A 25,305-nucleotide genomic window follows, 5' to 3' on the forward strand; every position below is an offset into this window, starting at 1 on the left:
AGTTCGTGCGTCTTTGACTTGATATGGTTTTGCTTCCTTTTTGGGGTGTGGTCTGTGAAAGGAGGCAATGTGCCCGTCTTTATGAAACCTGACACGTGAACCGCTTCCCTCAATGACATCTACAGAAAGAGAGATAAAAAGGAATTCGATATCCTTCCATGCCAAAGTGGTGATGCCGGATCACTAAATATCGCAGTCAAAGTACGCTTTTGCTTTGAGTTCACGGGGTGAATGATATCATTAAATGATATCGCATCAATATTTGAAGGTGGGTATTTTCATTCGGCTTAATATCTTGAGTGACAGCTTTACTGCGTAGTGTGTTTTGTTCTAAATGAGACGGATACTTAATATGCTAGCAGCGCATCGATATCCAAATGCGCTTCTAGGCAATCCGCAAGGCGCTCAATATTGCTTTCAATAACGCCGGCGTAGTCGAGGTCTTCGATCTCTTTTGCACCAGCCCAGCTCAGTAACTCATTGCGGGTTTCGCTTTCATCAAAGAGGCCGTGCAAATAGCTGCCGATGATGTGACCGTCGTCGCTGCGGCAGCCGTCTTGATGGCTAATTAAATCTGCGAAGGCATTGTTTAGGGCCGGACCGGAGCTGATACCGGCGTGAATTTCGTAGCCACTGATTTTTGCGCCACTGCCGATCAGTTGACCGCTTACTCTGCGCAGGGTTTTCTCGCTGCCGAGGGTGGTTTCCATGTCGAGAAAGCCTAAGCCAGAACTTGAGCCTGCGTCGCCTTCAATGCCGTCTGGGTCGTGAACGGCCTTGCCCAGCATTTGGAAGCCACCACAAATACCCAGCACTTTGCCGCCGTAGCGCAGATGTTTACTGATGTCTGCGTCCCAGTTATTGCTGCGTAAATAGTCGAGGTCGCGGCGGGTGCTTTTACTGCCTGGAAGTATGATTAGATCGCAGGGCGGAATGGCTTCGCCTTTGCCGACAAAGCACAGGTCGACTTGAGGGTGTAGCCGCAGCACGTCGAAGTCGGTGTGGTTGCTGATGCGGGTGAGTACTGGCACAACCACTTTAATGGCATTGTTAGACACCTGCTGGCGCCTGTCGATGGCGTCTTCAGCTTCTAAGTGCAGGTCGTGAATATAAGGCACCACGCCAATGACTTTTTTGCCAGTGCGTTCTTCTAGCCAGTCGAGCCCCGATTGGAGAAGGGCAATATCGCCGCGAAAGCGATTTATGATAAAGCCTTTTACCCGTGCCTGTTCTGTTTCGGAAAGTAAATCCAGCGTGCCGACAAGGTGAGCGAATACACCGCCGCGATCAATGTCGGCAACGATAACAACGGGGCAGTCCACCGCTTCGGCAAAGCCCATATTGGCAATGTCGTTGGCGCGTAAGTTAATTTCGGCAGGGCTACCTGCGCCCTCAACGACAATCACGTCGTACTGGTTACTCAGGCGTTGGTGTGACTCTAATACCGCGCTCATGGCGCGCTTTTTATAGTCGTGATAGTCCTGCGCTTCCATATTGCTCAGCGCTTTGCCGTGGATGATGACCTGGGCGCCGGTGTCGCTATTGGGTTTGAGTAAGACCGGATTCATATCGGTGTGGGGGAGTAGGCCGCAGGCCTGGGCTTGCACGGCTTGGGCGCGACCGATCTCGCCGCCTTCTGGTGTGACCGCACTGTTTAAAGCCATGTTTTGCGGCTTGAAAGGTGCCACACTCAAACCACGCCGTTTAAATACCCGGCACAGTCCCGCGACGGTGACACTTTTGCCGGCGTCTGAGGTAGTGCCTTGAATCATTAATGTTAAGGTCATGGTTGTGTGTCACTTAATTCCATTGGCATGTTCCGTGGGTCGCCGTCGCGTCGCTGGTTGCTCGTAGGTTGGGAAGAGCAAAGCGAAACCCAACATGGGGTGTGGCACGAAACTAGGGTTAATAGGTGGTATATCCCGATTGTTGGGTTTCGCTTCGCTTAACCCAACCTACATCGAAGTTTGGCGTATAACGAAGTTTTTAGGGCTCCCCGTCTCCCATCCTGCGTTCTGCAGCCACCGTGTCTAATCTCCGACTTCCGACTTCCGACTTCCGACTTCCGACTTCCGACTTCCGACCTAATCCTGCCATCCATCTTGCATAATCAGTTCATCAATATTTTTGCGCGCCGCCCATTGCTCGGTTTCTAACATGGGGCGCGGATAAAATGTTTTAACGGGGCCAAGGCACAGCACGGCAATGGCGCGACTGCCTTCGGGCATATTGAGCAAACTTTGTAATGAATCTGGATCGAATAGCGATACCCAGCCCATACCTAGGCCTTCAGCTCGGGCAGCCAGCCACAGATTTTGAATGGCGCAGGACGCGGAGGCTAAATCCATTTCGGGTAGGGTGCGGCGGCCAAAGATATGTTTTTCGCGGCCACCCATTAAACACACCACTAGCAGTTCGGCGCAGTCTCGCACCCCCTCAACTTTTAAGCGCATGAACTCGTCTTCGCGTTCATCAAGGGCCTGCGCGGTTTTAATTCTTTCGTCTTGAACTAGTTGATAAATACTTTCGCGCAATTCGGCTTTGCTAATTCGAATAAATCGCCAGGGCTGCATAAAGCCAACACTGGGGGCGAGGTGAGCGGCCGCGAGTAATTTCTTTAAGGTAGCTGAGTCTACCTGCCCGCCGCTGAAGTGGCGCATGTCGCGGCGTTCGGCCATGACGCGATACACGGTGTCGCGATCCTGGTCGTTATAGCGCAATGTGTTTTCTGGCTCCGTCACTGTGCTATGTCCTACTGCTAATGGGCATGAAATAAGTTTGGCCTTCACTGCTGATCATGCTGAGTTTTTGGTCGTAGAGGCGCTCTAGTGCGGGAACTGTCAGCATAGCATTGGCGTCGCCCCAACACGCTTCGCCGTTGGGATAAAGTAGCAGTATTTTATCGCACCAATGCGCGGCGAGATTCAAATCGTGCAGGCAGAGAATAACACCGCATCCCGTTTCTGCTTGCTCGGCAAGTAGCCCCATAATCTGCACTTGGTGTTTTAAATCAAGGTGGTTGCTGGGTTCATCGGCTAACCACAGCTTGGGACTTTGGCTAAGTGCTGTGGCGATGGCGAGACGCTGGCGTTCGCCGCCGGACAGGGTGCTGACGAGGCGTGATTCTAAATTGCTCAGTTCTAATTTCTGCAAGGCCTGGCGCGCGATGGCAAGGTCGTCTGCGGTTTCAATATCCCACGGTGCAATAAAGGGGTGGCGCCCAATCATGGCGGTTTCTAATACGGTGGCCGGAAAGCCTTCGCCGTTATTTTGAAACACCACCGCCAATTGCTGGGCGACCTGCTTGCGGCGCAAATTTTGAATGTTGTGATTGTTTAAATTAACGCTGCCCGCCCGCGGCTTTTTCAGCCCCGCCAGGGTGTGCAGCAAGGTGGTTTTGCCAGCGCCGTTGGGGCCGAGTATGCCCCAAATTTCGCCGGCTTTAACGTCAAATGAAAGCGGTGTTCCACTTTTGCGTTCCGGAATATCAATAACGAGATCAGTCGCGGCCAGCATGTTCAGCGACTCCGGTGCAGTAAATACAAGAAACTGGGTACGCCAATCAGCGCGGTAATGACACCAGCGGGTAACTGCTCTGGTGCAATCAGAGTCCGCGCCAAGGTGTCGGCCAGTGTTAATAGTGCGCCACCGGCAAGCGCTGCTGCGGGTAAAATCAGGCGTTGGTCATTACCCAATACCAGTCGCAGCATATGGGGGACGATCAAGCCCACAAAGCCAATGCTGCCTGCCGTCGTCACGGCAAACGCGGTAAGCAAGCTGGCGGAAATATAAATCGTCCATTCCAGCGGCCGAACCGACACGCCCAAGGCGGATGCCTGCATTTGGCCCCGAGCTAACACATTTAAGCTCCGGCCCAAGGGCAACATAACGACAGAAATGATCGCTAATACGGTTAATGCCATCCACGGGGAGCGCGCATAGGCGAGGTCGCCCATCAACCAGTAAAGCATGCCCGGCAGTTGATCGCTGGGGCTGACCGCCAACATAAAGGTAATAGCTGCGCCCCAGCCAGAGGCGATAACCACGCCGGTGAGTAATAAGCGGGTGGGTGTCCAACTGCCGGTGCCGTGGGCGAGACCAAAGACGGTAACGGCTGAGATCATGGCGCCGATAAAGGCCGAGCCTGATACGGCGGCGGCGCTTAATCCACTGAGCATGGCGAGCAAGGCGCCGACGGCGGCACCACCAGACAGGCCGAGCACGTAGGGGTCGGCCAGGGGGTTGCGCAATAAAACCTGCATTAAGGCACCGGCAACGGCGAGCAAGCCGCCAGCGGCAAAGGCAGATAGTGCGCGAGGCAAACGCAGTTCGAAAACGAGAGTGCGATGCAGCGGTTCTCCGCCGCCATGTAAAACTTGCCACAGTTCTTGATTAGAAATGTGTACGCTGCCAGTGGTGATGGCCAGCGTTAAAGTGCCGAGCGTGAAAACAAACAGCACCAACAGCGGCGTAAAAAAACGCGGCAGTGATGTAGTGTTATTGTTACTTTTAGCGCCGGCCACGTGCGGTGTCCAGGTGTTCGCAGAGCAGAGTGGTGCCTTGCAATAAACGCGGCGTAGGTCGTTGCAGCGTGGAGGGGGGAATAAAAAATAAATTATCTTTTCTCACCGCAGTTAAGCCGCTAAAGCGCCGCCAGTCCTTCAGCCAGTCGTGATTTTCTTCCCCCATGCCACCGGCGATAATGGCCTCTGGGTTGGCGGCAAGTACCGCTTCATTGTCGATGCGTGCGGTTAAATTTGGCAGATCGCCAAACACATTTACACCGCCGCAAATGCGGGTCGCCTCGCTGATGATGTGTTCATTGTTGACGGTCATCAGGGGGTTTATCCAAATTTGCTGGAACACACTTACTTCTGATGCCTTGGCGTAGCGCTCGCGCAATTTTTTGATGCCGTAGCGAAAATCGGCGGCAGCAGTATTTGCGGTGTTTGTGGTGCCAGCTAATTTTCCAAAGCGTTCAAGCGAGTTGGCAACGTCTTCAAAGGAGCGCAGTTCACTGTAGTAAATGGGCATTCCCAAGGTCTGTAGTTGTGATAGTTGCTCGCGGGGATTACCGCTGAGCCAGCCAATTAATAAATCGGGTTTAAGGGCGAGAATGGCTTCTTGGTCAAAGCGGTTGTAGCTGCCGACACGGGGTAATTTCTTTGCCGCGTCGGGGTAGTCGCTAAAGCTAACCGCAGCGACTAATTTGTCGCCAGCGCCAGCGGCATAAACTAATTCGGTAGCACCGGGCGAAAGCGCGATTATTCGCTGCGCTGTTTTGAGCAAGCAGAGCTGGGCGTCGCTGTCGTCTGTGACGCAGACTTTCGCACGGGCCTGCGCCGAGATCAGCACGCTGCCAAGCAGTAGTGTGCAGACTAGTGTTAAGGAGCGACCCATTACCACTCCACGCCTTTGCGGGCCTTAATGCCGCCGCGGAAGGCGTGCTTTTTGTCGTCGATCATCGACACTGTGTCGGCCAATTCTTTGAGGGGTACTGGGGCGCCGCGACCGGTGATGATCACACTTTGCTCGCGGGGGCGATTGCGCAGTGCCTGGTATACTTCTTCGGCATCGATATAGCCGTATTTTAAAATATAGGTAAGTTCATCTAGCAGAACGAGATGGATGGATTCATCTTGTAATAAAACTTTGGTTTGCTGCCAGGCTTGCTGGGCTGCTTCGCGATCCTGTTCTTTATTTTGGGTTTCCCAAGTAAAGCCAGAACCCATCACAATGAAGGGGACTTCGGGGCAGCGCTGCTGAATAAAGTTGCGCTCGCCGCAGTCCCACGTACCTTTGATAAATTGCACAATTGCGGTTTTATAGCCGTGACCGATGGCGCGAATAATCGTGCCAAAACCGGAGCTGGATTTGCCCTTGCCGGGACCGCTTAATACGATTAACACGCCGCGCTCTTCAGTGGCCTTGGCGACTTTTTCGTCGATCATGGCTTTTTTAATCTGCATTCGCTTTTGGTGCTTTTCTTCGTCATTAAGCGTCATGATGGCTCCTGATTGCTGAGTCAAATCTGCGCCGTGTTACAGCGCAGATTGTGTGAGCGGTGAATGATACCTTTATTTTGGTGTGTAAGTGATGCTTAACATCGCTTCACGGCCGATTGAAAGGTAGTCACCAAAGCTAAAACTACGTGCGCTGACGTATTCTTTGTCAAAGATGTTTTTCAGTGCCAGTTGTAGTTTTACTTCTTCGTTTACACGGTAAGACACCGAGCTGTCGACTAAGCCGTAACCACCGAGTTCGTCGGTGTTGGCGGTGTCTTCAAAGCGGCTGCTCACCAGTCGTAAGCTGCCATTCACACCCCATTTCTGCCATTCGCGGCCGAGGTCGAGGTTGGCTTGTTTGTCGGCGCGGCGGCGCAGATCCAAACCGGAATTTGCATCGATGGCGTCGAGTAAGCTGATATTGGCTTTGACGCTCCAGTCCAAGATTTCGCTCGCAACACTGAATTCCCAGCCTTTTATTTCAGCACCTTCGATTTGGTCCGGGCCAAAGGTGGCAGGGTTGTATTGAATCAGGTTGTCGACTTTGTTTTCAAAGCGAGCGACACCCCAGTCACCCCATTGGTGATTGCCGCGTAATTCCAACTCGATATTCTTTGATGTCTCTGGGTTTAAGGTATCGACACCGTAAAAGGGGTAGTACAAGTCGTTAAACGTTGGCGCGTTGTAGCCTTCGCCGTACGAGCCAATAAGTTTGATCTCGTCGACTAAGTCGTATCCCACCGACACATTTTTGGTTTCGTTCTTGCCGAACTGGTCATTGTCGTCTTTGCGAAAACCGATCAGTGCGTCAAGGGCGCCAAAATCACCTTGCCACTGTGCGTAAACGCCCTTATTGCCGCGGTCCACTTCGCCGTAACTAAGGTTGCTTTCGACGTGATCCAGCGAGCGCTCGGCACCGACGGTAAGGACATGGTGTTCGCCAATCATGACATCGTTCTGCAGGCTGTAGATACGGCGTGTGGTGTCAAACGTGTCGCCATTGACGCCAATGGCAGCGGGGTCAACGTAGCGATAGTTGATAGTCGATTGATCTTTGGACTCGCCGGCTGACAAGGTCAGGAGCCAGCTATCTAGCGGGCGGAATTCGCCGCGAATATTGGCGATGCCGACTTCGGCCTCGGTGTATGGCGAGCACGCATAGGTCACGCCGCCAGCCCGACAGTTATTGTCATAGTCGCTTTCGGTTTTACTGTTTTGATAGAGCGCAAATAATTCTGCGGCGTCGTTGATTTTATGACTGAAGGTGGCGTTGATAGCGGTTTGCTCAAAGGCGTCTTTGTCGCCACTGACGCCGGCTTTGCTGGCAGTATTGTCAACACCGTCGGTTTCTTCACGCAAGACGCTGATATTAGCTTGGGTCTGCTCATTGCCGCCGCTCACGGCGACGAGTGCCTTGCGGCTGCCTTGGGTGCCCACCCCAAGTTGAATCATTGGTTTGAGCCCGTCGGTGTCGTGGTATTTGCGGGTAATGATATTGATTACGCCACCAATGGCTTCTGAACCGTATAGGCTGGAGCGCGAGCCGCGCACAATCTCGACGCGCTCTATCAATTCCGGCGGTATATTGGTGAGGGCGGGTGCACCGTTGGTGGCCGAACCGATGCGTACACCGTCGATCATTAACAGAGTATGGTTACTTTGATTGCCGCGCAAAAACAGGCTGGTGCTAGCGCCGCGCCCGCCGTTGCGAACAAAGCTGACGCCAACAGCGCGGGACAGCAACTCTTGCAGGTCGTTGGGCTGAATGCGTTCGATATCAGCGCGCTCAAAGACCGTGACCGGCGCCAGAATATCCGCCACCGATTGCTCGGTGCGCGTCGCCGTGACGATGGTAGTTTCTATATGGGATTCATCAGCCGCAAAAAGCGGTGACGTGGCAAGGGTAAAAATACTGCTAACAGCAGCAAGGGTGGTTTTGTTCATTGTGTAACCTCAAAGCTATAAAAGGAAGCAATGAGGGAGGGGTAGGGGCTATATACAAGTATACGACCGCTGATGGAGCCCTCCGCTTCATCGGGTGAATCAGTAAAGGCCGGTTCCGGGCTCGCACTTCAGAAAACTGAAATTGCTTACCGTTGCGGGGGCAGCGTCGGCATTGCGGAGACTCGTTAGAGTTCGCGCACCTGACTTCCCGTTTAACTCATTGACCCTGTAGAAGGGGCGCAGAGCACCTGTTACTTGGCGCGCACTCTAAAACTGCGCTGGGGGTTTGTCAAATTAGCGTGGCTGGTGTTTTCAGCACCGAGTGATTTTAGGAAGGCGTTTAATGTCGTCTAGTAGTTGTCGGTTCATGGGCGCTGGCGTGTTGTGCTGCTCAGCGAGTTGGCAGACGTAGCCGGTGATGGCGTCAATTTCGGTATCGCGGCCAGCTTCCACATCCTGCAGCATCGACGAGCGATTGGCGGCGGTGGTGGTGGCAACCTCGGTGACGAGTTCATACAGGTTTGCCACCCACTCGCTGCGACCCAGGACTGAACTGAGCGCCAGTATTTCATTGACGATTTGCTGAATCTGAGCGCGACGCTCTGGGCTATTTAACAGTTCACCATTGCGGCAACGGTGAATGACGGTTAGCGGGTTGATGACACAGTTTATGGCGAGCTTGCGCCATAGCACCGCGTCAATATTGTCGCTGACACTAAGCTGCAAAGGCGGAAAAGAAAGGGATTCGGCAAGTTCTAAAAGCACCGTGCGCTGGTCATTTTCGGTACTGCCAATAAAGGTATGGCCGTGGCCGGCATGCACATATTCAAAGCGATTTTGCTGATAGCAAGCTTCGGTGGTTGAGCCTTGGAGTACGGTGGCATTTTGAAACTCTCGTCGAATTTGCTCGACAATCCCCAGGCCGTTTTGAAGTAAAACCATGACGGCTTGCGCTGCGATATGGGGTTTTATACTGCGCAGTGCGTCCAGAGTTTGCTGAGCCTTGGTAGTAATTAATAGATGCTGAATTGGCGTCGAAATACTTTCGGGGCAGTCCGCTGGTATAGGGCAAAGCCACGTTTGATTTGCGCTGATTAGGCGAATGCCGCCGTGTTGTCGGTAGTGATCAAGCGTATCTTGATCGCGAAGAATAAGGCGAATATCCGCACCCGCCTGATAGCCATATGCTGCCCACAGACTGCCGATCGCTCCCGCTCCTAAAATGTACAGAGTGCGTTCTGACGCTGGCGATAGACTGGCTTTTACCATAAGACGGCCTTTATGACGCAGTGAGACGTTTTGTCGCTTATCCGGGGATGCTAAACTGCCGACCGCAACATAACAAAGGAAACTAGGCTATGCCAGCGTTTGATATTGTCTCAGAAGTGGATCTCCACGTTTTTACCAATGCCGTTGATCAGGCAGGACGGGTCATAGAGACGCGTTTTGATTTTAAAGGTGTGGATGCGCGCTTTGAGCGCGATGCACTGACCGTGACTATGTTCGCCGAGGCGGAGTTTCAGTTGCAGCAAATGGAAGATCTATTGCGCGCGGCCCTGGTTAAGGTGAAGATCGACCCGCTGGCGATGGAGCTGGGTGATGTAAAAGGCGCGGGCAAGCAGGTAAAGCAGCTGGTTACTATGCAAAGCGGTCTGACCTCCGACGTGGCGCGTAAAATTGTAAAATTGATTAAAGAAAGCAAAATTAAAGTACAGAGCCAAATTCAAGATGAGCAAGTGCGAGTGACAGGCAAAAAGCGCGACGACCTTCAGCAAGTGATGGCCTTGTTGCGTGCTGAGGAGTTAGATCAGCCTTTGCAGTACACAAACTTTAGAGATTGATAGCCCGTTACTGGAGAGCTTAATGCGCCTTACGGTGAGTATTGCAGTGGTAGTAAGCTCGTGAGTCATCAGGAAGAGCTAGTCGATCTGGTCTGGTGGCGACAAAAACCCGTCTGGATTATGGTGTTTCTCGGCTTCTCGGCGGGGGTTCCCCTGCTGCTGATTTTTTCCAGTTTGTCGCTATGGTTGCGGGAAGCCGGAGTCAGTCGGGCTGAAGTTACCTACTTTAGCTGGGCAGCGCTGGGGTTTTCATTCAAGTTTGTCTGGGCGCCGCTGGTCGATAAATTGCCGCTGCCCTTGCTTAGTGCGGCGATGGGGCGACGGCGCAGCTGGCTGTTATTGGCCCAGCTGGGGGTGATTGCGGCCATTTGTCTGATGGCCTTAACCGATCCTCAACAGCAATTGCAGATGATGGCGGTTGCCGCCGTGTTGCTGGGCTTTTCTGCGGCGACACAGGATGTGGTGATCGATGCGTTTCGGATTGAATCTGCCGATGCCCGTTTACAGGCCTTACTTTCATCGACGTATATCGCCGGCTACCGGATTGGCATGATTGCCGCCGGCGCGGGTGCACTATATCTGGCCCAGTTTTTTGGCAGTACCAGCGATGTGTATCATTACGACGCGTGGCGCAACACATACTTGTGTATGGCGGCGGTGATGGGCGTGGGGGTGCTTACCACCTTGTTGATTGCCGAGCCGGAGTCGGGTCGGAGTCCGTACCATTATCCTACCGGCGATTACCTGCGGTTTTTTATTGGTTTTGCCCTCTCTGTCGCGGCCTTTGTAGCGGTGTTGTTTATCGTGCCGCCGTCACCCCAATGGTTTGAGGGACCTGGCCAGTATTTACTGAGTTTTGTCTATGGGGCATTGAGTTTGATCTTGGCGGCAGCTGCTGCCTTGGTGGTATTTCGCGTGCTGACCGGGTTCGGCTTTGTGAATCGCAGCTTGGTGTCTGAAAGTTATACCCAACCGATAAATGATTTCATTCAACGCTATGGCAGTCTGGCGATATGGGTATTGCTACTGATCGGATTCTATCGTGTTTCCGATATTGTGTTAGGCGTTATCGCCAATGTTTTTTATCAGGACATGGGATACAGCAAAGATGAAATTGCCAGTGTCACCAAAATATTTGGTGTACTGATGACGATTGTTGGTAGTTTCTTTGGCGGCTTCCTCACCCTTAAGTATGGCGTGATGCGGGTGCTAATGCTGGGGGCGATTTTGGTCTCGCTCACCAATTTAATGTTTATGTGGCTGGCGGGAGTTGATGCGAATATTTTTGCATTAACACTGGTCATCGCCGCCGATAATTTAAGTGGTGGTGTCGCTGTTGCCGCGTTCGTCGCGTGGTTATCCAGCCTGACCAATATCTCGTTTACCGCTACTCAATACGCGATGTTTAGCTCGATTATGACCCTGTTTCCCAAGTTGTTGGGTGGTTATTCAGGGACGGTGGTTGAGTCGGTGGGGTACTCGTCGTTCTTCTTGATTGCGGGTGCGATGGGGCTGCCAGTTATTGTGCTGATTTGGTATTTGAATCGGCGGATTGAGACGTCGGCGTAGGCTTGTCATTTCCCGTGACGCTGCCGATTAGCTCTGGGCTTTTATTGAAATAGCGGCGAGAACATAATTCTACTTATTGCGTTCTGTCATTATTCTTTATGGGGTGCCAATTTGTTAAAGGGAAAAATAATAAATAGTCATTCCCGTTTTGGCGGCTTTCGTTTTTGGGCGACGGCGCTGCTGATTGTTGCTTTTGTAGCGCTGTATATTTGCCATTCGTATGTTGATTTATCTTACCGGCGTGATTTAGTCGATTCCGGTCAATGGTGGCGTCTATTCAGCGGGCAGTTTGTTCACAATAATAACTCCCATCTATTTTCGAATATGGCGGCGCTGCTGCTGTGCAGAGTCTTACTGTCGATTGTGTATGGCGAGCGTGATTTCATCCTCAGTTTATTGAGCTGCGCGTTTATGACTGGCGTGTTAATTCATTTTTTGTTGCCGTCATATGAGTATTATTTAGGCGTGTCGGCGGCACTTTATGGGGTATTGATTGCAGGTGCTTTGGCTATGTGGCGCGGACGCCCCTATGCGGGCGCGTCCTTATTTGTGCTCATTATCGCTAAATTATCATTAGATTATCTTGTACCTGATTCTGTTGATGGTGTGTCGGAGCGCATTGGTGTTCCGGTGGCGGTCGAAGCGCATTTTGTGGGGGTGTTTGCCGGAGTGCTGGTTGGTGTGGGTGAAGCTGCGCTGGGTTTAATCAGGCCAGCGGCATTGCCGCCAAAATAGTTTGCCAGATTCGTCGGCACTGGATTCTTCAATTAGGTGCGTCAGCTGACGTCGATAGCTCTCGCTGTTCGGTGGTAAGCTAATTTTGCCTTGGCTATTCACAATCCTAAACCAGGGTAGGCGGGTGTCTTTCGGAAGGTGGCTTAGCAGGCGGCCAACGTAGCGGGCTTGACCGGGTAAGCCGGCAAGTTCAGCAACTTTGCCGTAGCTGCACAGGCGCCCCGCTGGGACGCCGTGAATCACCGCGTAGATTTGTTGAATGGCTTCGTCGTTCACTGCTGCCCTCCGTGCAATCGCGCGAGGGGCGAATTATTCCGCTTCGAGGTTGCGCGTGCGCTCCCAATAATCTTCGTAAAAGAAGTCTACTTCACCGGTTTCCAAGGAGTATTCAGCGCCGACTACCATCAGCTTACCTTCGCTAATTAATTTTTCCAGTGTGGGTGAGCCGCTGCTCAGGTGTTCTACTGAGCTTCTCACATTGGCGCGCACAGACTGCTCAATTAAAGCTTTGTGATCGTGACGCAACTCAGTGCAAAGCAGAGTTTCAACCGCAGGGCGAATACGTTTAACAATCGAGTGCAGGTTTTGCGACGGAATTTTGCTATTGCCGGTGAGCACGTCAACGGTGGCTGAGATGGCGCCGCAGCTTGAGTGACCTAGTACGACAACAAGCGGTGTACCAAAGCTAAGCGCTGCAAACTCGACGCTGCCAATGCCTGATGGCGCTACGACATTGCCGGCAACGCGGATAACAAATAGATCGCCAAGGCCCTGGTCAAAAACTAATTCGGCGGGCACACGGGCATCTGAACAGCCTAGCACGATGGCCAGAGGCGCTTGAGTTTCGACAAGTTCTGGGCGCTTGTTATGAATGACGGTGGCGAAGTCGCTGTTTACATTTTTGACAAAGCGGGCATTGCCTTCTTTTAGCCTCGCGAGTGCTTCTTGAGCTGTAATCATGTGTAGATTCCCGTTATGTGAGGTTTGCTTATAGCCAGTCGCTGATCAGTACGCCAATACCGAAGCTTTCGATGGCGTTATTGTATTCAATCAGGCTCTCTCCGTAGCCATTAAAGTACTTAACATAGGCCTTGACCCGCGAGCTAATCGGAAAGCTCCAGCCTAATTCGATGGCGCCTTTGTTCTCGCTGCGCAAATTATTGCGCAGCATGAGGCTAAGGGTTCTGTTGTGCCATTGATATATGCCCATCCATTCGAAATGGCCAAGGTATTTTTCGATGTCGGGGTTGTCATCGTCTTTGGATGATTCCGGTAGTCGATACCAGGGCTTGAACGTCATCGCAAAGCGATCCCGCTCAAAGACCATGTTTAGCATAATACGATTCCAGCTCCGCGATAAAGGTTCACCGCGACCATTGGATTGATGATTAAAAATTATTTGGTTGGCAACGTTGCGAATGCCCATCCACTCCCAGGTGTTCGTTAGGGTGAACATCAGTTCGGGCTCGTGATTGGTTTCGCGAAACGGGGCTGACGCGGCGCTGTTATAAGCCTGCCAGAATGAGCGATTGGTGTAGCCGACGCTAAGATAGCCATTGTCTTCAAAAATTTGTTGCCAAACAGTGAGTTTAATACTGAGCTGAAATTCAAGCTCGACGCGGTCGGCGTCGGCACTGTTGTTGGGAAGAAGGCTGCTGTTGTCAGAAATGTCATCGCGGTATGACGCCGCTAAAATGTAATTACTGCGATGCGGTGTGAGCACGAAGGGATTGTCGACCGTGAATTGCTCTAGGGCAAATCGCTCTTCTACGACGCCACTGTGTCGAATTCCGGTTTGCTCATTTTCTTGGCTTGGTTCGGTATCTGATTCCAGGGCAGACGTATTACAAAAATGACGAAGCTCGCCTACCGTAGTGGACTCAGCTGCGGATTGCGCGGCCAGCTGTAGGCATTCGGCTTCTTCGCGGGTGCTTTGTGCCTGAACCTGATGTACGCCAAGCAGGCTCACCGTGAAGAGTATCGGCGCGAAGTACTTGCCAAGTCGCATGGTGTGCGTAGTCCCCTTGTTACATTTATTATGACGGGGCCGATTGTAAACTAAAGTGGCTTTTCGTGACCGGATTTTTACACGCTATGACACATTGCCTTCCTGACTTTGGCGCGGGTGCTTGAATTTACTGCTAACACCCCAACATCTTTAGAAAGCCTGAGCTGAGTGATCCTCTGATGCGATTGTTATTCCTGTTGTTTATTGGCCTACCGATTATTGAAATGTGGCTGTTAATAGAAGTTGGCGCTGTGATTGGTGCGCTGCCAACGATTGCCATGGTGGTGACGACAGCACTTATTGGCGCAGCCCTACTTAAACAGCAGGGCATAGAGACCTTAACCCGCGCTCAGCAGCGTTTAAATTCGGGGCAGGTACCCGCTACCGAAATACTAGAGGGCTTGATGTTGGCGGTAGGCGGCGCCCTATTGCTAACCCCTGGTTTTGTGACCGATGCAATTGGTTTTGTGTGTCTCATTGCACCATTGCGCCGGATGCTGATTGCAGGGCTGATCAAGCGCGGTGTCATGCAGGTACAGATGAATCAGTTTCACACAGGTGCCAGCCCCTTTAGTGCCGACCCTCAGGGTTTCAGTGGCGGTCCCAATGCTGGCGTTCATCGCGAGCCTGGTGACGGGCAATCTCAGGATTCGGTAATTATCGAGGGTGAATACAAAAAAGAAGAATAATTTTTGTCCGTGCTCTTGAAATGCTTTCCGTGAACCCCATTTACAGCACAGCCCACGGTGACTTGGTGATTGCACTTGGTTTTCCCAGTCGGAACAAATAAGCCTGTTCTGATCCGTATGAAAGGGGTTTAAGTCAAAATGCTTACGGGCGAAGAGTCTTAGGTGTTTGGGCTGATGCCGGTTTAGCCGGTCTATAAATTCTAAATCATTGATTTAATGGAGATTGATAAAAATGAAAATTCGTCCGTTATACGATCGCGTTGTAGTCCGTCGTAAGGAAGAAGAAAAAACCAGCGCTGGCGGTATTGTGTTGCCAGGTTCTGCAAAAGAAAAGCCGAACCAAGGTGAAGTATTGGCTGTTGGTGAAGGTAAATTGCTTGAGAGTGGTGAATTGCGTCCGGTTGGCGTTAAAACAGGCGATTTGGTTATTTTTGGTCAGTATTCCGGTAGCACGGTAAAAATCGACGGCGAAGAGCTGATCGTTCTGAATGAATCAGAAATCTTTGGTGTGGTAGAAGCTTAAGTCCGACACAAGATTTCTTTTGAATCAACGAATTAGTTAATAAAAGGGTTATAAGATCATGGCAGCAAAAGACGTAGTATTTGGCAATGAAGCGCGTCAGCGTATGGTGGCTGGTGTCAATATTCTGGCTAACGCAGTAAAAGTGACTTTGGGGCCAAAGGGCCGCAACGTGGTACTTGAGAAGTCTTACGGTGCACCAACCATCACTAAAGATGGTGTGTCTGTGGCGAAAGAAATCGAGCTAGAAGACAAGCTTGAAAATATGGGCGCACAGATGGTTAAAGAAGTTGCTTCACGCGCTTCTGACGATGCTGGTGACGGCACTACCACTGCGACCGTATTGGCGCAGGCGATTGTGAACGAAGGTTTGAAATCTGTTGCTGCTGGCATGAATCCAATGGATATCAAGCGCGGCATCGACAAGGCGATTGCAGCTGCTGTTGCTGAAGTTAAAAAATTATCTAGCCCATGTGCTGACACTAAAGCGATTGCTCAGGTAGGTACTATCTCTGCAAACAGCGATTCAAATATTGGCGATATCATTGCTGAAGCAATGGAAAAAGTCGGCAAAGAAGGCGTTATCACTGTTGAAGAAGGTCAGGGCCTGGACAACGAATTAGACGTTGTTGAAGGTATGCAGTTTGACCGCGGCTACTTGTCTCCTTATTTCGTAAACAACACTGAGAACATGAGTGTTGAGCACGACAGCCCATACATCCTGTTGGCGGACAAGAAAATCTCTAATATCCGCGAAATGCTGCCGTTGCTGGAGCAAGTTGCTAAGTCTAGCCGTCCGCTGATCATTGTTGCAGAAGACGTTGAAGGCGAAGCCCTGGCAACGCTAGTTGTTAACACCATGCGCGGTATCGTCAAAGTAGCTGCTTGTAAGGCACCTGGTTTCGGCGATCGTCGTAAAGCCATGCTGCAAGATTTGGCTATTCTGACTGGCGGTACTGTTATCTCTGAAGAAGTAGGCTTGGATCTTGAGCAAGCAACTCTTGAGCACCTTGGTACTGCTAAGCGCGTCACCATGGATAAAGAAAACACTGTGATTGTTGACGGTGCTGGTGAAGCTGCTGCTATTCAGGCTCGCGTTGGCGAGATTCGCACTCAGATCGAAAATACCAGTTCTGACTACGACCGTGAAAAACTGCAAGAGCGCGTAGCTAAATTGGCTGGCGGCGTTGCGGTTATCAAGGTTGGCGCCGCGACTGAAATGGAAATGAAAGAGAAGAAAGCCCGCGTTGAAGATGCGCTACATGCAACTCGCGCTGCGGTTGAAGAAGGTGTGGTTCCTGGCGGTGGTGTTGCTCTGGTTCGTGCTATTGCGAATATCGGCAAAATCGAAGGTGACAACCTGGATCAAACAGCGGGTATTAACGCTGCACTGCGCGCACTTGAGGCTCCTTTGCGTCAAATCGTGACCAACGCAGGCGATGAAGCCTCTGTTGTGCTAGACAAAGTTCGCAACGGTACCGGTAACTTCGGTTACAACGCAGGTACAGGCGAATACGGCGATATGATGGAAATGGGTATTCTTGACCCTGCCAAAGTAACGCGTACTGCTCTGCAAGCAGCGGGTTCAGTTGCCGGTCTGATCATCACCACCGAGTGCATGATCGCTGATGCGCCAAAGCATGAAGCCGGTGGCATGCCTGATATGGGCGGCATGGGTGGTATGGGCGGTATGGGTGGCATGGGCGGCATGATGTAAGCTTCCCACCTCGCACTATCTAAAACCCCGCTTCGGCGGGGTTTTTTTTGCCTGAATTTTGACCCCGTTGCCAAGCCCGTCTTTAATCTAACAATATATCTTAGTTTTGCCTTGTGTGGTCGCTGCTAACATGTGTAGTATTGACATATATTTGAAATAATGTGCAGTAGAGGGTGTTTGATTGGCTTGTCTCGCTGCCTGATTCAAATCATAAAAATAATTGTGCAGGTGTTTGTCATGAGTCTCAGTCGTTACCTTTGTATTCTGTTCGCTGCCGCCGCTTTGTCAGCCTGTGGCGGCAGTTCTGGGTCGGACTCTCGTTCTGCGGCGCCGCCTAGCAATGGCGGAGGCGGCGGTAACCAGCTTCAAGATGCCGATTCCGATGGCATAGCCGACGACGTCGACAATTGCCCCATGAATAGTAATGCAGGTCAGGCCGATGCTGATCTTGATGGGCTGGGTGATGCATGTGATGTCGACGCCGACAACGACGGTGTCGCCAATGCCAGTGACAACTGCCCCTCGGTGGCAAATGCCAATCAACTCGATACCGATGGCGATCTCATTGGCGATGCCTGTGACCCGGAAGACAATAGTGATGACGGCGGGAATAATGGTGGTGGCGAGCCAACGGATACCGACGAGGATGGTATTGCTGACGCTAGTGATAATTGTCCTGCGGTAGCAAACGCCGGACAAGCTGACGCCGATAGCGACGGTTTGGGAGATGTCTGTGACAACGACGCAGATAACGATGGTATCAACAACGGTCTAGACAATTGCCCAGCTGACGCCAATGCTAGTCAGCATGATGTTGATAGCGATGGTATAGGTGATGTGTGTGATCCACAGGATGATCGCGATACCGATGGCGACGGTGTAATAGACTCAGTTGATAATTGCCCGATGACGGCCAACGCAGATCAGCAAGACCTAGATGCTGACACGGTTGGCGATGTTTGTGATCCTGAGGACAATCGCGATAGCGACAGCGATGGCCTGAGCAATGAGCTAGACCTCTGCGCAGATACGCCCGCCGGTGCGAATGTTGATGGCAGCGGATGTGCTGCCACGCAGACCAATGCGTCCTGTGGAGATAGCTTCGCCTCCGTTAGCGCCAATCGTCACTATCAGGTGATATTGCCATCAGCGAGTGGCGAAAACATTAGTTTTGAAGTGTTTGAGCCGGCAGAAATCAATTGCGGGCAGCTTGCACTGGGTGCGCACCCCTTGGTATTGCATAGCCATGGTTTTGGCGGCGCAAGGGTGAGCGATACCGGTGGTGAATATACTGGCAATGCGATTGACCGTTTGGTGGCAGGTGGTTATCCCGTGATTAGTATTGATTTACGTGGCTTTGGTGATAGCGGCGGCACGGTGCGGGTATTAGATCCAGATTTTGAAGGCTTGGATCTGTTGCAGATTTTAGATTGGGCAGAAGCTAATTTAGATTATTTGGCTTGGCGCGACGAAGGCACCGGTGAGTTTGCCGCCCGCCCAGAGACGGCGGTGAGCGTCGCTGGTGGCGTTAACTTGCTGGCCGGCTCGGTAGGTTCTAGCTACGGCGGTGGTTACCAAATGTTGATTCACGGCGTTGATGAAAAACAGCGTTTGGATGCCATGGTGCCAGATATTACTTGGCACAATTTACCCTACAGTCTTAATCAGGGCGACGTAGTTAAGTCGGCTTGGTCCTTGTTGTTGGTAGCGGGTGGATCGGCGGGTAGTTATCAGCCTGGCCTGGAAAATCAGGAGTCCCCTTTAGCAAGAGGTCTTGATCCCTTTGTGCTTGAAACCTTGGTGCGGGGATTGGCGACGAATGAGTTTCCTCGCGATGCGCTAGATTGGTTTAGCTACCATAGCCCTCGCTATTGGTGTGGCCTGAATGGCCAGGCGACTATGCCGTATAGCGTAGCGGCGAGCGACCTAAATAATAATATTACCAGTGAGTTTAACGAGGCGCCGGGTAGCAATACTTACAGTGGCCAACCTGGTGTTGATATATTGCTCACTCAAGGTATTCGCGACACCTTATTTAATTTCAATGAGGCGTGGTGGAACTTTCAGTGCTTGAGTGAGCGCGCAGAAAATACCGGCCACGAAGTGCGCATGATGACCCATGAGAGTGGGCATATTATTTCTAGCTTTATTGGTGAAACCCCAGAGCCGCTATATCTACAAGCGCCCGGTGGCAAGTTCGCCTGCGGTGAGATCGATCAGCGCGATGCGACCATTGCTTGGTTTGATGAAAAGTTGCGCGGATTGCCTGCGGCTGAGTATTTGAGTGGTGAAAACGCCATTTGCACCTCGTTGGCGGACGATGATGCGGTGATGATTCCGGTGGCAGAGTTTAAAGCTCGACGCTCTGCTAATGATGACACCGCCGTTACCTTTAGTGAATTTAACGACCTAGCGGCCAGCAATGTTTTAAATGGTGTGGCTGCGCAATCGGCACATTTGCTCGCTCAGGATGTGGTGGTTGTGCCAGTGCTTAGCGTTGCTGACAGCAATGGTTTAATCATTGCGGGTATTCCTCAGCTAGATATTGCCGTGACCACACCTCAGCTAATTAACGATGCGGTGTGTGCCATGGGTAGCGTGCCGACCCTTCGCACGGGTTGCGATAGTATCTTGTTCGCGGGTGTGGCAATTCGCAGCGCCGGTGGCGAGTGGCGATTATTAGATGATCAGATTGCGCCAGTGCGGGGCTTGGGCGAGCGCTCGGAAGTTGATTTGGTGGGTATCGCCGAGCGCCTTGAGCAGGGCGATGAGCTAGGTTTGTGGTTGAGCGGTTACCACCCGCAGTATTTGGAAGCCTTTTCTCGCGACGTGACTATTGTTGCAGTAAACGTTGCTGCCAATCTCCGTCTGCCTCTGTTTGCCGTTAAAGCAGATGGCCAGCCAGATTTTGAACGCAGTGTCGCTGAGTCGCTTGCGGCTCCTGCAGCGGATAGCGGATCAGGGTTGGGTGGGCTTCCAGATCTGACTGACTTGGGTGGTGGGCTACCAGCCCCCTAAGTTAAGGTGAGGGTGATGGGAAGGCGGCTTTAGGGTCGCCTTTTTGCATTTTGGCCGTAAATTTTCTGGGTAAAATGTAAACCGTTTGTGCTGCGACCACTGCGATCTCTATACTTGCTTTGCGGTGAGGCGAATTTAGTTCGCTATGATTTTCTGACCAGCTGGCCGCTAGGCTGACATTAATAGCGAGGATGTTTTGGAGCTGTCATCCATTGTTCCATGGGGGCGATCTTACGGTGAATACTGCCGTATGTTTTCACTGTCAGAGCGAGATCTAGAAGGGCATATATTGGGTTGCGGCGACGGCCCAGCTAGCTTTAATGCTGAGCTGACGCAGCGCGGCGGTCGTATCATGTCGTTTGACCCCGTCTATCAATTTTCAGCGGATGAAATTCACGGTCGCATTCAACGGGTTTATCCTGGAATGATCGCTGAGCTGGCGCGCAATGCCGCGCAATATTACTGGACTAGTTTTAAAGATCCTGGCCATTTGGGGTCTGTTCGAATGTCGGCAATGAACCGTTTTCTCGATGATTTTGAAAAGGGCTTAGATGAGGGGCGATATATCGAGGCGAGCTTACCCGAGCTACCTTTCTTTGATGGCGAGTTTGATCTGGCGCTGTGCTCCCATCTGCTATTTTTGTACAGCGAACAAATTGATGCTGCTCAGCACATAGAAGCGCTGACAGAAATGTGTCGAGTCGCCAAGGAGGTGCGAGTATATCCTTTGCTAAGTTTAGATGGCCGCCTTTCGCAACATGTGCCGGGGGTGTTGCGTTACTTTAATGAGCGCGACTATGTGGCGGAGTTAAAGCCGGTTGCCTATCAGTTTCAAAAAGGCGCCAATGACATGCTGGTCTTGCGAAGACAAGGTGTATAGCCAGTTGATTGAACAGTTAAACAACAAGGAGAAATTAAATTGGACGCTGATACCGCCGCGGTCATAGATGTACTTGAATTACAAAATGCTCAAATATATTTGCGTCCTGCGAGTGCGGTATTTACTCAGCAAGACGGCTTTTCAGAATCAAATTCAGATTTGCCGATGCTGGAGTGTGTCAGTGCAAAGTGCCGCGCAATTATTTCCTTGCAAGGCGCGCAGGTTTTGTCTTTTTGCCCTGCGGGTAAAAGTGATCTTCTATGGCTGAGTTCACGTTCAAACTTTCAGCCGGGTCAGGCTATACGTGGCGGAATTCCCGTGTGCTTGCCGTGGTTTGGTGTTAATCGTCACCAAGCTGATCTGCCAAAACACGGTTTAGCTAGAACCCAATTATGGGCCTTGGACGATGTTCATCAGGGTGACGATGAGGTCATTAAATTACGTTTTACTTTTCGTCCAGCGAGTGATGATTTAGCGTTATTTCCCTATTCATTTCTTGCCGAGCTGACAGTAGAGCTTGGTGATAAATTGCGTCTTAGCTTACGTGTTACCAACGAGGGGCAGGAAGCGATGCCGCTCAGCTTTGCATTGCACAGCTACTTTTCCGTTGGTGAGGTGCAATCGGTAAGTATTGATGGCATTGATGGTCGGGAGTATCTGGATAATTGCCAAGGCTTAGCTCGGTTTGTACAGCATGATAGTCTGGTTTTTGATAGGGAAATAGATCGAGTTTTTGAATCAGCGGCTGGCAAGCAGGCTATTATTGACGGGGATCGCAAAATTACAATTGAGGGTGAAGGCTGCGATACGGTGGTGATCTGGAATCCGGGAGCTGAGCTTGCTGGAGCGATGAGTGATGTCGGTTCGCAATATCAGCGCTATGTTTGTGTTGAACGCGGTATGGCCTTTGCTGATGAGTTAGAGTTGGCCGCGGGTGAAATGGTAGCTGCCGAGATGCAGCTTTCCTCCGGTTAATCAGAGGTGCCTATATGTTTATTATTCTCTGTCTAATTAACATCGTCGTGATTTCCCTAGTGGTATTGATTCACCACGAAGCGCTGTTTAACTTGTCTAAATTCTTACCTCGCTTAGCGACGCCTCGCCATCAGGTTTTGGTCGGCTTAATTGGTGTATTGGTGGCCCATACGGTTGAGATTTGGTTGTTTGCATTGGCTTTTTATCAGCTCAATACTGATGGTCGCTTTGGAAGCCTAAGCGGTAATTTCAGCGCTACCATGCTCGATTGTGCGTATTTTTCCTTTACGGTTTATACGTCGCTGGGGTTTGGCGACATCGTCCCGATTGGCGATTTACGTTTTTTGTGTGGCTTAGAGTCTCTTATTGGCTTAGTGATGATCGCGTGGTCGGCGTCGTTTATGTATATGGAAATGCGGAAAAACTGGTGACATTTTCGACCGAATTTAGCGGTGAGGTATTTGGTTAAGTTTCAGTTCAGCTCCAGTGGCGTAACATGAACTTACATTAAAAGTTAGGCGGCAAGTGTAGATAAGCGCTGTCGCGATTAACTAAAATATCTAAGGGGAATATTATGCGTTTACAGTTGATTTTTGCCGTTATGTTGTCTGGACTTATTGTGGGCTGTAGCAGCACAGGGACAACGTACCAACCGGCTGACGAGCGCGGTGCTTACGGTTATACAGAAACAGAATTAGGTAGTGATCGTTACCGAGTGACATTTACCGGCAATAGTCGCACAGATAAAGAAACAGTAAATGACTACGCGATGCTGCGCGCGGCTGAGCTGACTTTGCAGAATGGATATAACTGGTTTCACTTGGTAAACCGCGATACTGAAAGCAAGAGTCGTAGCAGTACCAGTATTTCTGGTGTAAATGACTTTGGTGGGCACACCGCTGTTTATCAGCGCTGCGGTCTAGTGAGCTGTGACACGGTAGTGACCCAGACTCCGTCGCGCTTAAGTGGAGGTGTTTCGTCGACTACAACGCGCACGAATTACCAAGCGTCATTAGAAATTAAAATGGGTAAAAACCCTATGCCAGATGACGCCGAGGCTTATAATGCGCAAGAGCTTGCCTCTACCCTGCGTCGTTGGATGGGCAAAAGCGAGAAGTAGTTTACTCGCTTTTTGATTTGTACCGGGCGCTTGTCGCCCGGTTTTTGTATGTGTGGAGTATGTAATGGCTGAAACGGTGGTGGTGTTAGGTGCAAGCCCGAAATCAGAGCGGTATTCCTTTAAAGCTGTGCAGCTACTGAGTGAATATGGCCATCGAGTCTTACCGGTAAATCCGTATCACGCAGCGGTAAGCGGGGTGTCATGCATTGCGTCGATGGCTGAGGTGTGTGAAAAGGTCGATACCGTTACCGTCTATGTTCGCGCAGAATTACTGAAAAATGATCTTGCACAGATTATTGAATTGGCGCCCCGGCGAGTCATTTTTAATCCGGGCACCGAGTCTGCAGAGATGGCAGAGTGCTTGGAAAGTGCGGGAATCGCAGCGGAGGAAGCCTGCACTTTGGTGTTGCTGCGAACTGGCCAGTATTAAGTTCGCAGCCAAAAACAAAAAAGGGAGCCAAATTGGCTCCCTTTTTTGTTTTTAAAACTTTCTTAAACGAATTGTAGCAAGGCGACCATGGCCACTGTTAAGGCAATGCTGCAATGTACAACGCCTTTCACTGTTGTCATTGGGCCGGTTTTACCGAAGATCGCATTCAGTTCAAGTACTACGATTAAACCGATACAAATCCACAAACCTAAGCTGATGGAAGTGCCTGCTTTGCTGACAGCGGCGGCACCTGCAGCGCCAGCGCCGTGGAATGAACCAAGCATGCCGATCAACATGGGTGCAGAGAACAGGGTGTTAGTGCGCGAGGCTAAGCCTGCTTTCGGGGCGGCTTTCGCAGCGTCACCAGGGACGATTCCGCAGACGATTTTTTGGTTTGGCCAAATAATCAGCCACACGTTCAAGAACATTAAGGTGCCCATCAGTGCGCCGATAATGATGTAGCCGTTTAAACCGCGCGCCATAGTAAAGTGCAGCAATCCGAGGCCAGTTAGGAAGGTAAACATCGCGCCCCAGCGAAACCACCAGAGTGCTCTAGGAGCTAGTTTTTTGACAGCATCTGCTTTTGCAGCCGCTTCAGCTTCTTTGAAGTATTCCGTTTGCACGAAGTTGAAATAGTAAAGTAGACCGATCCAGGTGATGCCGAATAGGACGTGAAGCCATCGGAGTAGCAGGTCTGGTGAAATAAATGCATCCATTAAATTACCCTCATTTTGCGTGTTTGTGTCGTGGATTTTTATTGTTGTTCCTTTGCTCAATATCGCACAGGGTGCGGTTTGAGCATAATGCGCAACACTAAAACCGCTAAAGTATAGCAAAGCCTATGAACTTGGGTAGCGAATAACACTCAAATGAGCCGGTAGGTGCTTTAACCCCTGACATGCCGGTGTCATAATGCCACCACTTCTACCTCTTTCAAATACAGTGAGTTTATAACCGTGAGTACGGACAGACAGGAACCAAAAATTTCACTCTCTATTGATGATGAGGATATTATTCCGCCCGCGGCACCTAAGAAGCCCGCCCAGGCATCGATGCCGCAAGGTGAGCCCGCTAAGGCTGGCGGTGGCGGTTTTGTTATGTTCATGCTGACAGTATTGGTTTTGCTGCTGTCAGGGGTTGCTTACTATTTGTACGACCAATTAAGCGCAACCCAAACGCAGCTTTTGGCGAGTCAAGATCGACTCGATGCTTTGGAAATGCGTTTGTCCTCTGCCGATGAGAGCATTAGCGAAAGCACTGTGACCACCTCCGTTAAGCTTAATGAGCTAGATCAAGAAGTTCGCAAGCTTTGGGACAATGTGTGGAAAAAGCAGAAGGATGAGTTAGCTCAGCACGAAGCGACCTTAGCTAAGCAGCAGTCCGAGATGGATAAATCGCTTAAACGCATTGTGGCTTTAGAGGCCAAATTGAAAACCAGCGATGAGCAGCTAAATAAAATTGCGAAGTCATATAATAGCGATCGCGAATCTTTTACTTCAATGTCGGGTAAATTGGACAGGGTTATTGCTCAGGCTGAGGTAAATAAAAAAGAGTTGCTGAATATGGGTAAGCAGGTTGCTTCAGGTGGCGGCTTGGATGCGCGAGTTAAAGATGTTGAGCGTCGCATTACACAAAATGAAGAGTGGCTGGATTCGGTGAATGCCTTCCGCAAACAAGTTAACCGCGATATTGAATCGATGCGTCAGACCATGACACAGTACCATTCCGGTAGTCCCGCGCTGCGTTAATTTGTGTCGGTATGCGGTGGTGCGGCCCTTTGCGCTACACTACCGCCCTCCTGCTGGTGTATACTCTGCCGCCTTTCTGGGCGCTGTCGCCAACCATTTAGCCGGA

The 25,305-nt window shown here is 51.0% G+C and carries 25 protein-coding genes and 1 riboswitch; of the genes, 13 read left to right on the top strand and 12 right to left on the bottom strand.

The features are described from left to right. Positions 1 to 347: 347 nt before the first annotated feature. From AAC007_RS09725 to AAC007_RS09760, 8 genes are all read right to left on the bottom strand, one after another. Entirely contained in the window at positions 348 to 1,787 is a 1,440-nt protein-coding gene (locus AAC007_RS09725; RefSeq protein WP_339676323.1) for a cobyric acid synthase, read from the bottom strand. Positions 1,788 to 2,084: 297 nt separating this feature from the next. After that, complete coding sequence (bluB, locus tag AAC007_RS09730) at positions 2,085 to 2,741, bottom strand: 5,6-dimethylbenzimidazole synthase (RefSeq protein ID WP_339676324.1); 657 nt, start codon at positions 2,739 to 2,741, stop codon at positions 2,085 to 2,087. A 4-nt stretch (positions 2,742 to 2,745) separates the two neighbouring features. Continuing rightward, complete coding sequence (locus AAC007_RS09735) at positions 2,746 to 3,516, bottom strand: ABC transporter ATP-binding protein (RefSeq protein WP_339676327.1); 771 nt, start codon at positions 3,514 to 3,516, stop codon at positions 2,746 to 2,748. 2 nt (positions 3,517 to 3,518) lie between these two features. Beyond that, positions 3,519 to 4,523 (bottom strand): iron ABC transporter permease, encoded by a 1,005-nt coding sequence (locus AAC007_RS09740; protein WP_296434387.1) that lies wholly within the window; start codon positions 4,521 to 4,523, stop codon positions 3,519 to 3,521. Continuing rightward, positions 4,510 to 5,400, bottom strand: a complete 891-nt coding sequence (locus AAC007_RS09745) for a cobalamin-binding protein (RefSeq protein WP_339676328.1) — start codon at positions 5,398 to 5,400, stop codon at positions 4,510 to 4,512. The genes AAC007_RS09740 and AAC007_RS09745 overlap by 14 nt, the downstream gene beginning before the upstream one ends. Next, a complete protein-coding gene (gene cobO / locus AAC007_RS09750) occupies positions 5,400 to 6,005 on the bottom strand; it encodes a cob(I)yrinic acid a,c-diamide adenosyltransferase (protein ID WP_339676331.1) in 606 nt (201 codons plus the stop codon). The genes AAC007_RS09745 and cobO overlap by 1 nt, the downstream gene beginning before the upstream one ends. Positions 6,006 to 6,077: 72 nt before the next feature. Then, positions 6,078 to 7,949, bottom strand: a complete 1,872-nt coding sequence (locus AAC007_RS09755) for a TonB-dependent receptor (protein WP_339676333.1) — start codon at positions 7,947 to 7,949, stop codon at positions 6,078 to 6,080. 89 nt (positions 7,950 to 8,038) lie between these two features. Then, positions 8,039 to 8,216, bottom strand: a riboswitch (cobalamin riboswitch). Positions 8,217 to 8,261: 45 nt separating this feature from the next. Then, entirely contained in the window at positions 8,262 to 9,218 is a 957-nt protein-coding gene (locus AAC007_RS09760) for a 2-dehydropantoate 2-reductase (RefSeq protein ID WP_339676335.1), read from the bottom strand. An 89-nt stretch (positions 9,219 to 9,307) separates the two neighbouring features. Here AAC007_RS09760 and AAC007_RS09765 point away from each other — a divergent pair, with 89 nt between their 5' ends. The 3 genes from AAC007_RS09765 to rrtA all read left to right on the top strand — a co-directional run bounded on the left by AAC007_RS09765 (position 9,308) and on the right by rrtA (position 12,094). Continuing rightward, entirely contained in the window at positions 9,308 to 9,790 is a 483-nt protein-coding gene (locus AAC007_RS09765) for a YajQ family cyclic di-GMP-binding protein (protein WP_219044318.1), read from the top strand. 60 nt (positions 9,791 to 9,850) lie between these two features. Then, positions 9,851 to 11,359: an MFS transporter gene (locus AAC007_RS09770; RefSeq protein ID WP_339676338.1), complete on the top strand. Its 1,509-nt coding sequence runs from the start codon at positions 9,851 to 9,853 to the stop codon at positions 11,357 to 11,359. Positions 11,360 to 11,470: 111 nt separating this feature from the next. Further along, the gene (rrtA, locus tag AAC007_RS09775) at positions 11,471 to 12,094 is read left to right on the top strand and encodes a rhombosortase (protein ID WP_339676340.1); all 624 of its coding nucleotides are present in this window, start codon (positions 11,471 to 11,473) and stop codon (positions 12,092 to 12,094) included. Here the strand turns inward: rrtA and AAC007_RS09780 are convergent. From AAC007_RS09780 to AAC007_RS09790, 3 genes are read right to left on the bottom strand one after another with little or no spacing between them, the layout of a single operon-like run. Then, positions 12,062 to 12,370, bottom strand: a complete 309-nt coding sequence (locus tag AAC007_RS09780) for an MGMT family protein (RefSeq protein ID WP_339676342.1) — start codon at positions 12,368 to 12,370, stop codon at positions 12,062 to 12,064. The two genes, rrtA and AAC007_RS09780, sit on opposite strands and share 33 nt — an antisense overlap. Positions 12,371 to 12,403: 33 nt before the next feature. Next, the gene (locus AAC007_RS09785; RefSeq protein WP_295876422.1) at positions 12,404 to 13,054 is read right to left on the bottom strand and encodes a carbonic anhydrase; all 651 of its coding nucleotides are present in this window, start codon (positions 13,052 to 13,054) and stop codon (positions 12,404 to 12,406) included. 28 nt (positions 13,055 to 13,082) lie between these two features. Further along, positions 13,083 to 14,102 (bottom strand): phospholipase A, encoded by a 1,020-nt coding sequence (locus tag AAC007_RS09790; RefSeq protein ID WP_339676344.1) that lies wholly within the window; start codon positions 14,100 to 14,102, stop codon positions 13,083 to 13,085. 179 nt (positions 14,103 to 14,281) lie between these two features. Here AAC007_RS09790 and AAC007_RS09795 point away from each other — a divergent pair, with 179 nt between their 5' ends. The 9 genes from AAC007_RS09795 (at position 14,282) to AAC007_RS09835 (ending at position 23,451) form a co-directional block, all read left to right on the top strand. Beyond that, entirely contained in the window at positions 14,282 to 14,791 is a 510-nt protein-coding gene (locus AAC007_RS09795; RefSeq protein ID WP_295876414.1) for an FxsA family protein, read from the top strand. A gap of 232 nt (positions 14,792 to 15,023) precedes the next feature. Beyond that, a complete protein-coding gene (locus tag AAC007_RS09800; RefSeq protein WP_219044311.1) occupies positions 15,024 to 15,314 on the top strand; it encodes a co-chaperone GroES in 291 nt (96 codons plus the stop codon). Positions 15,315 to 15,372: 58 nt separating this feature from the next. Further along, positions 15,373 to 17,028: a chaperonin GroEL gene (gene groL / locus AAC007_RS09805; RefSeq protein ID WP_339676350.1), complete on the top strand. Its 1,656-nt coding sequence runs from the start codon at positions 15,373 to 15,375 to the stop codon at positions 17,026 to 17,028. 237 nt (positions 17,029 to 17,265) lie between these two features. Further along, the gene (locus AAC007_RS09810) at positions 17,266 to 20,046 is read left to right on the top strand and encodes a thrombospondin type 3 repeat-containing protein (protein WP_339676352.1); all 2,781 of its coding nucleotides are present in this window, start codon (positions 17,266 to 17,268) and stop codon (positions 20,044 to 20,046) included. A 250-nt stretch (positions 20,047 to 20,296) separates the two neighbouring features. Next, positions 20,297 to 20,926, top strand: coding sequence for a class I SAM-dependent methyltransferase (locus AAC007_RS09815; RefSeq protein WP_295876401.1), 630 nt, complete (start codon positions 20,297 to 20,299; stop codon positions 20,924 to 20,926). Between the two features lie 39 nt (positions 20,927 to 20,965). Continuing rightward, positions 20,966 to 21,901, top strand: coding sequence for a D-hexose-6-phosphate mutarotase (locus AAC007_RS09820; RefSeq protein WP_339676354.1), 936 nt, complete (start codon positions 20,966 to 20,968; stop codon positions 21,899 to 21,901). Between the two features lie 14 nt (positions 21,902 to 21,915). Further along, on the top strand, positions 21,916 to 22,332 hold the full coding sequence (locus AAC007_RS09825; RefSeq protein WP_295876395.1) for a potassium channel family protein: 417 nt from the start codon (positions 21,916 to 21,918) through the stop codon (positions 22,330 to 22,332). Positions 22,333 to 22,475: 143 nt separating this feature from the next. Then, positions 22,476 to 23,021 carry a hypothetical protein gene (locus tag AAC007_RS09830; RefSeq protein ID WP_339676357.1) on the top strand — a complete coding sequence of 182 codons (546 nt, stop codon included), beginning with the start codon at positions 22,476 to 22,478 and terminating at the stop codon, positions 23,019 to 23,021. 64 nt (positions 23,022 to 23,085) lie between these two features. Further along, positions 23,086 to 23,451 (top strand): CoA-binding protein, encoded by a 366-nt coding sequence (locus AAC007_RS09835; RefSeq protein WP_339676359.1) that lies wholly within the window; start codon positions 23,086 to 23,088, stop codon positions 23,449 to 23,451. Between the two features lie 62 nt (positions 23,452 to 23,513). Here AAC007_RS09835 and AAC007_RS09840 read toward each other — a convergent pair whose 3' ends face one another. Continuing rightward, the gene (locus AAC007_RS09840) at positions 23,514 to 24,167 is read right to left on the bottom strand and encodes a urate hydroxylase PuuD (protein WP_219044303.1); all 654 of its coding nucleotides are present in this window, start codon (positions 24,165 to 24,167) and stop codon (positions 23,514 to 23,516) included. 240 nt (positions 24,168 to 24,407) lie between these two features. On the opposite strand from AAC007_RS09840, the gene AAC007_RS09845 reads away from it, so the two are divergent. After that, the gene (locus AAC007_RS09845; RefSeq protein ID WP_296435944.1) at positions 24,408 to 25,199 is read left to right on the top strand and encodes a hypothetical protein; all 792 of its coding nucleotides are present in this window, start codon (positions 24,408 to 24,410) and stop codon (positions 25,197 to 25,199) included. Positions 25,200 to 25,305: the final 106 nt, after the last annotated feature.

The sequence above is a fragment of the uncultured Zhongshania sp. genome, assembly GCF_963975605.1.
Classification (GTDB): Bacteria; Pseudomonadota; Gammaproteobacteria; order Pseudomonadales; family Spongiibacteraceae; genus Spongiibacter; species Spongiibacter aquimaris.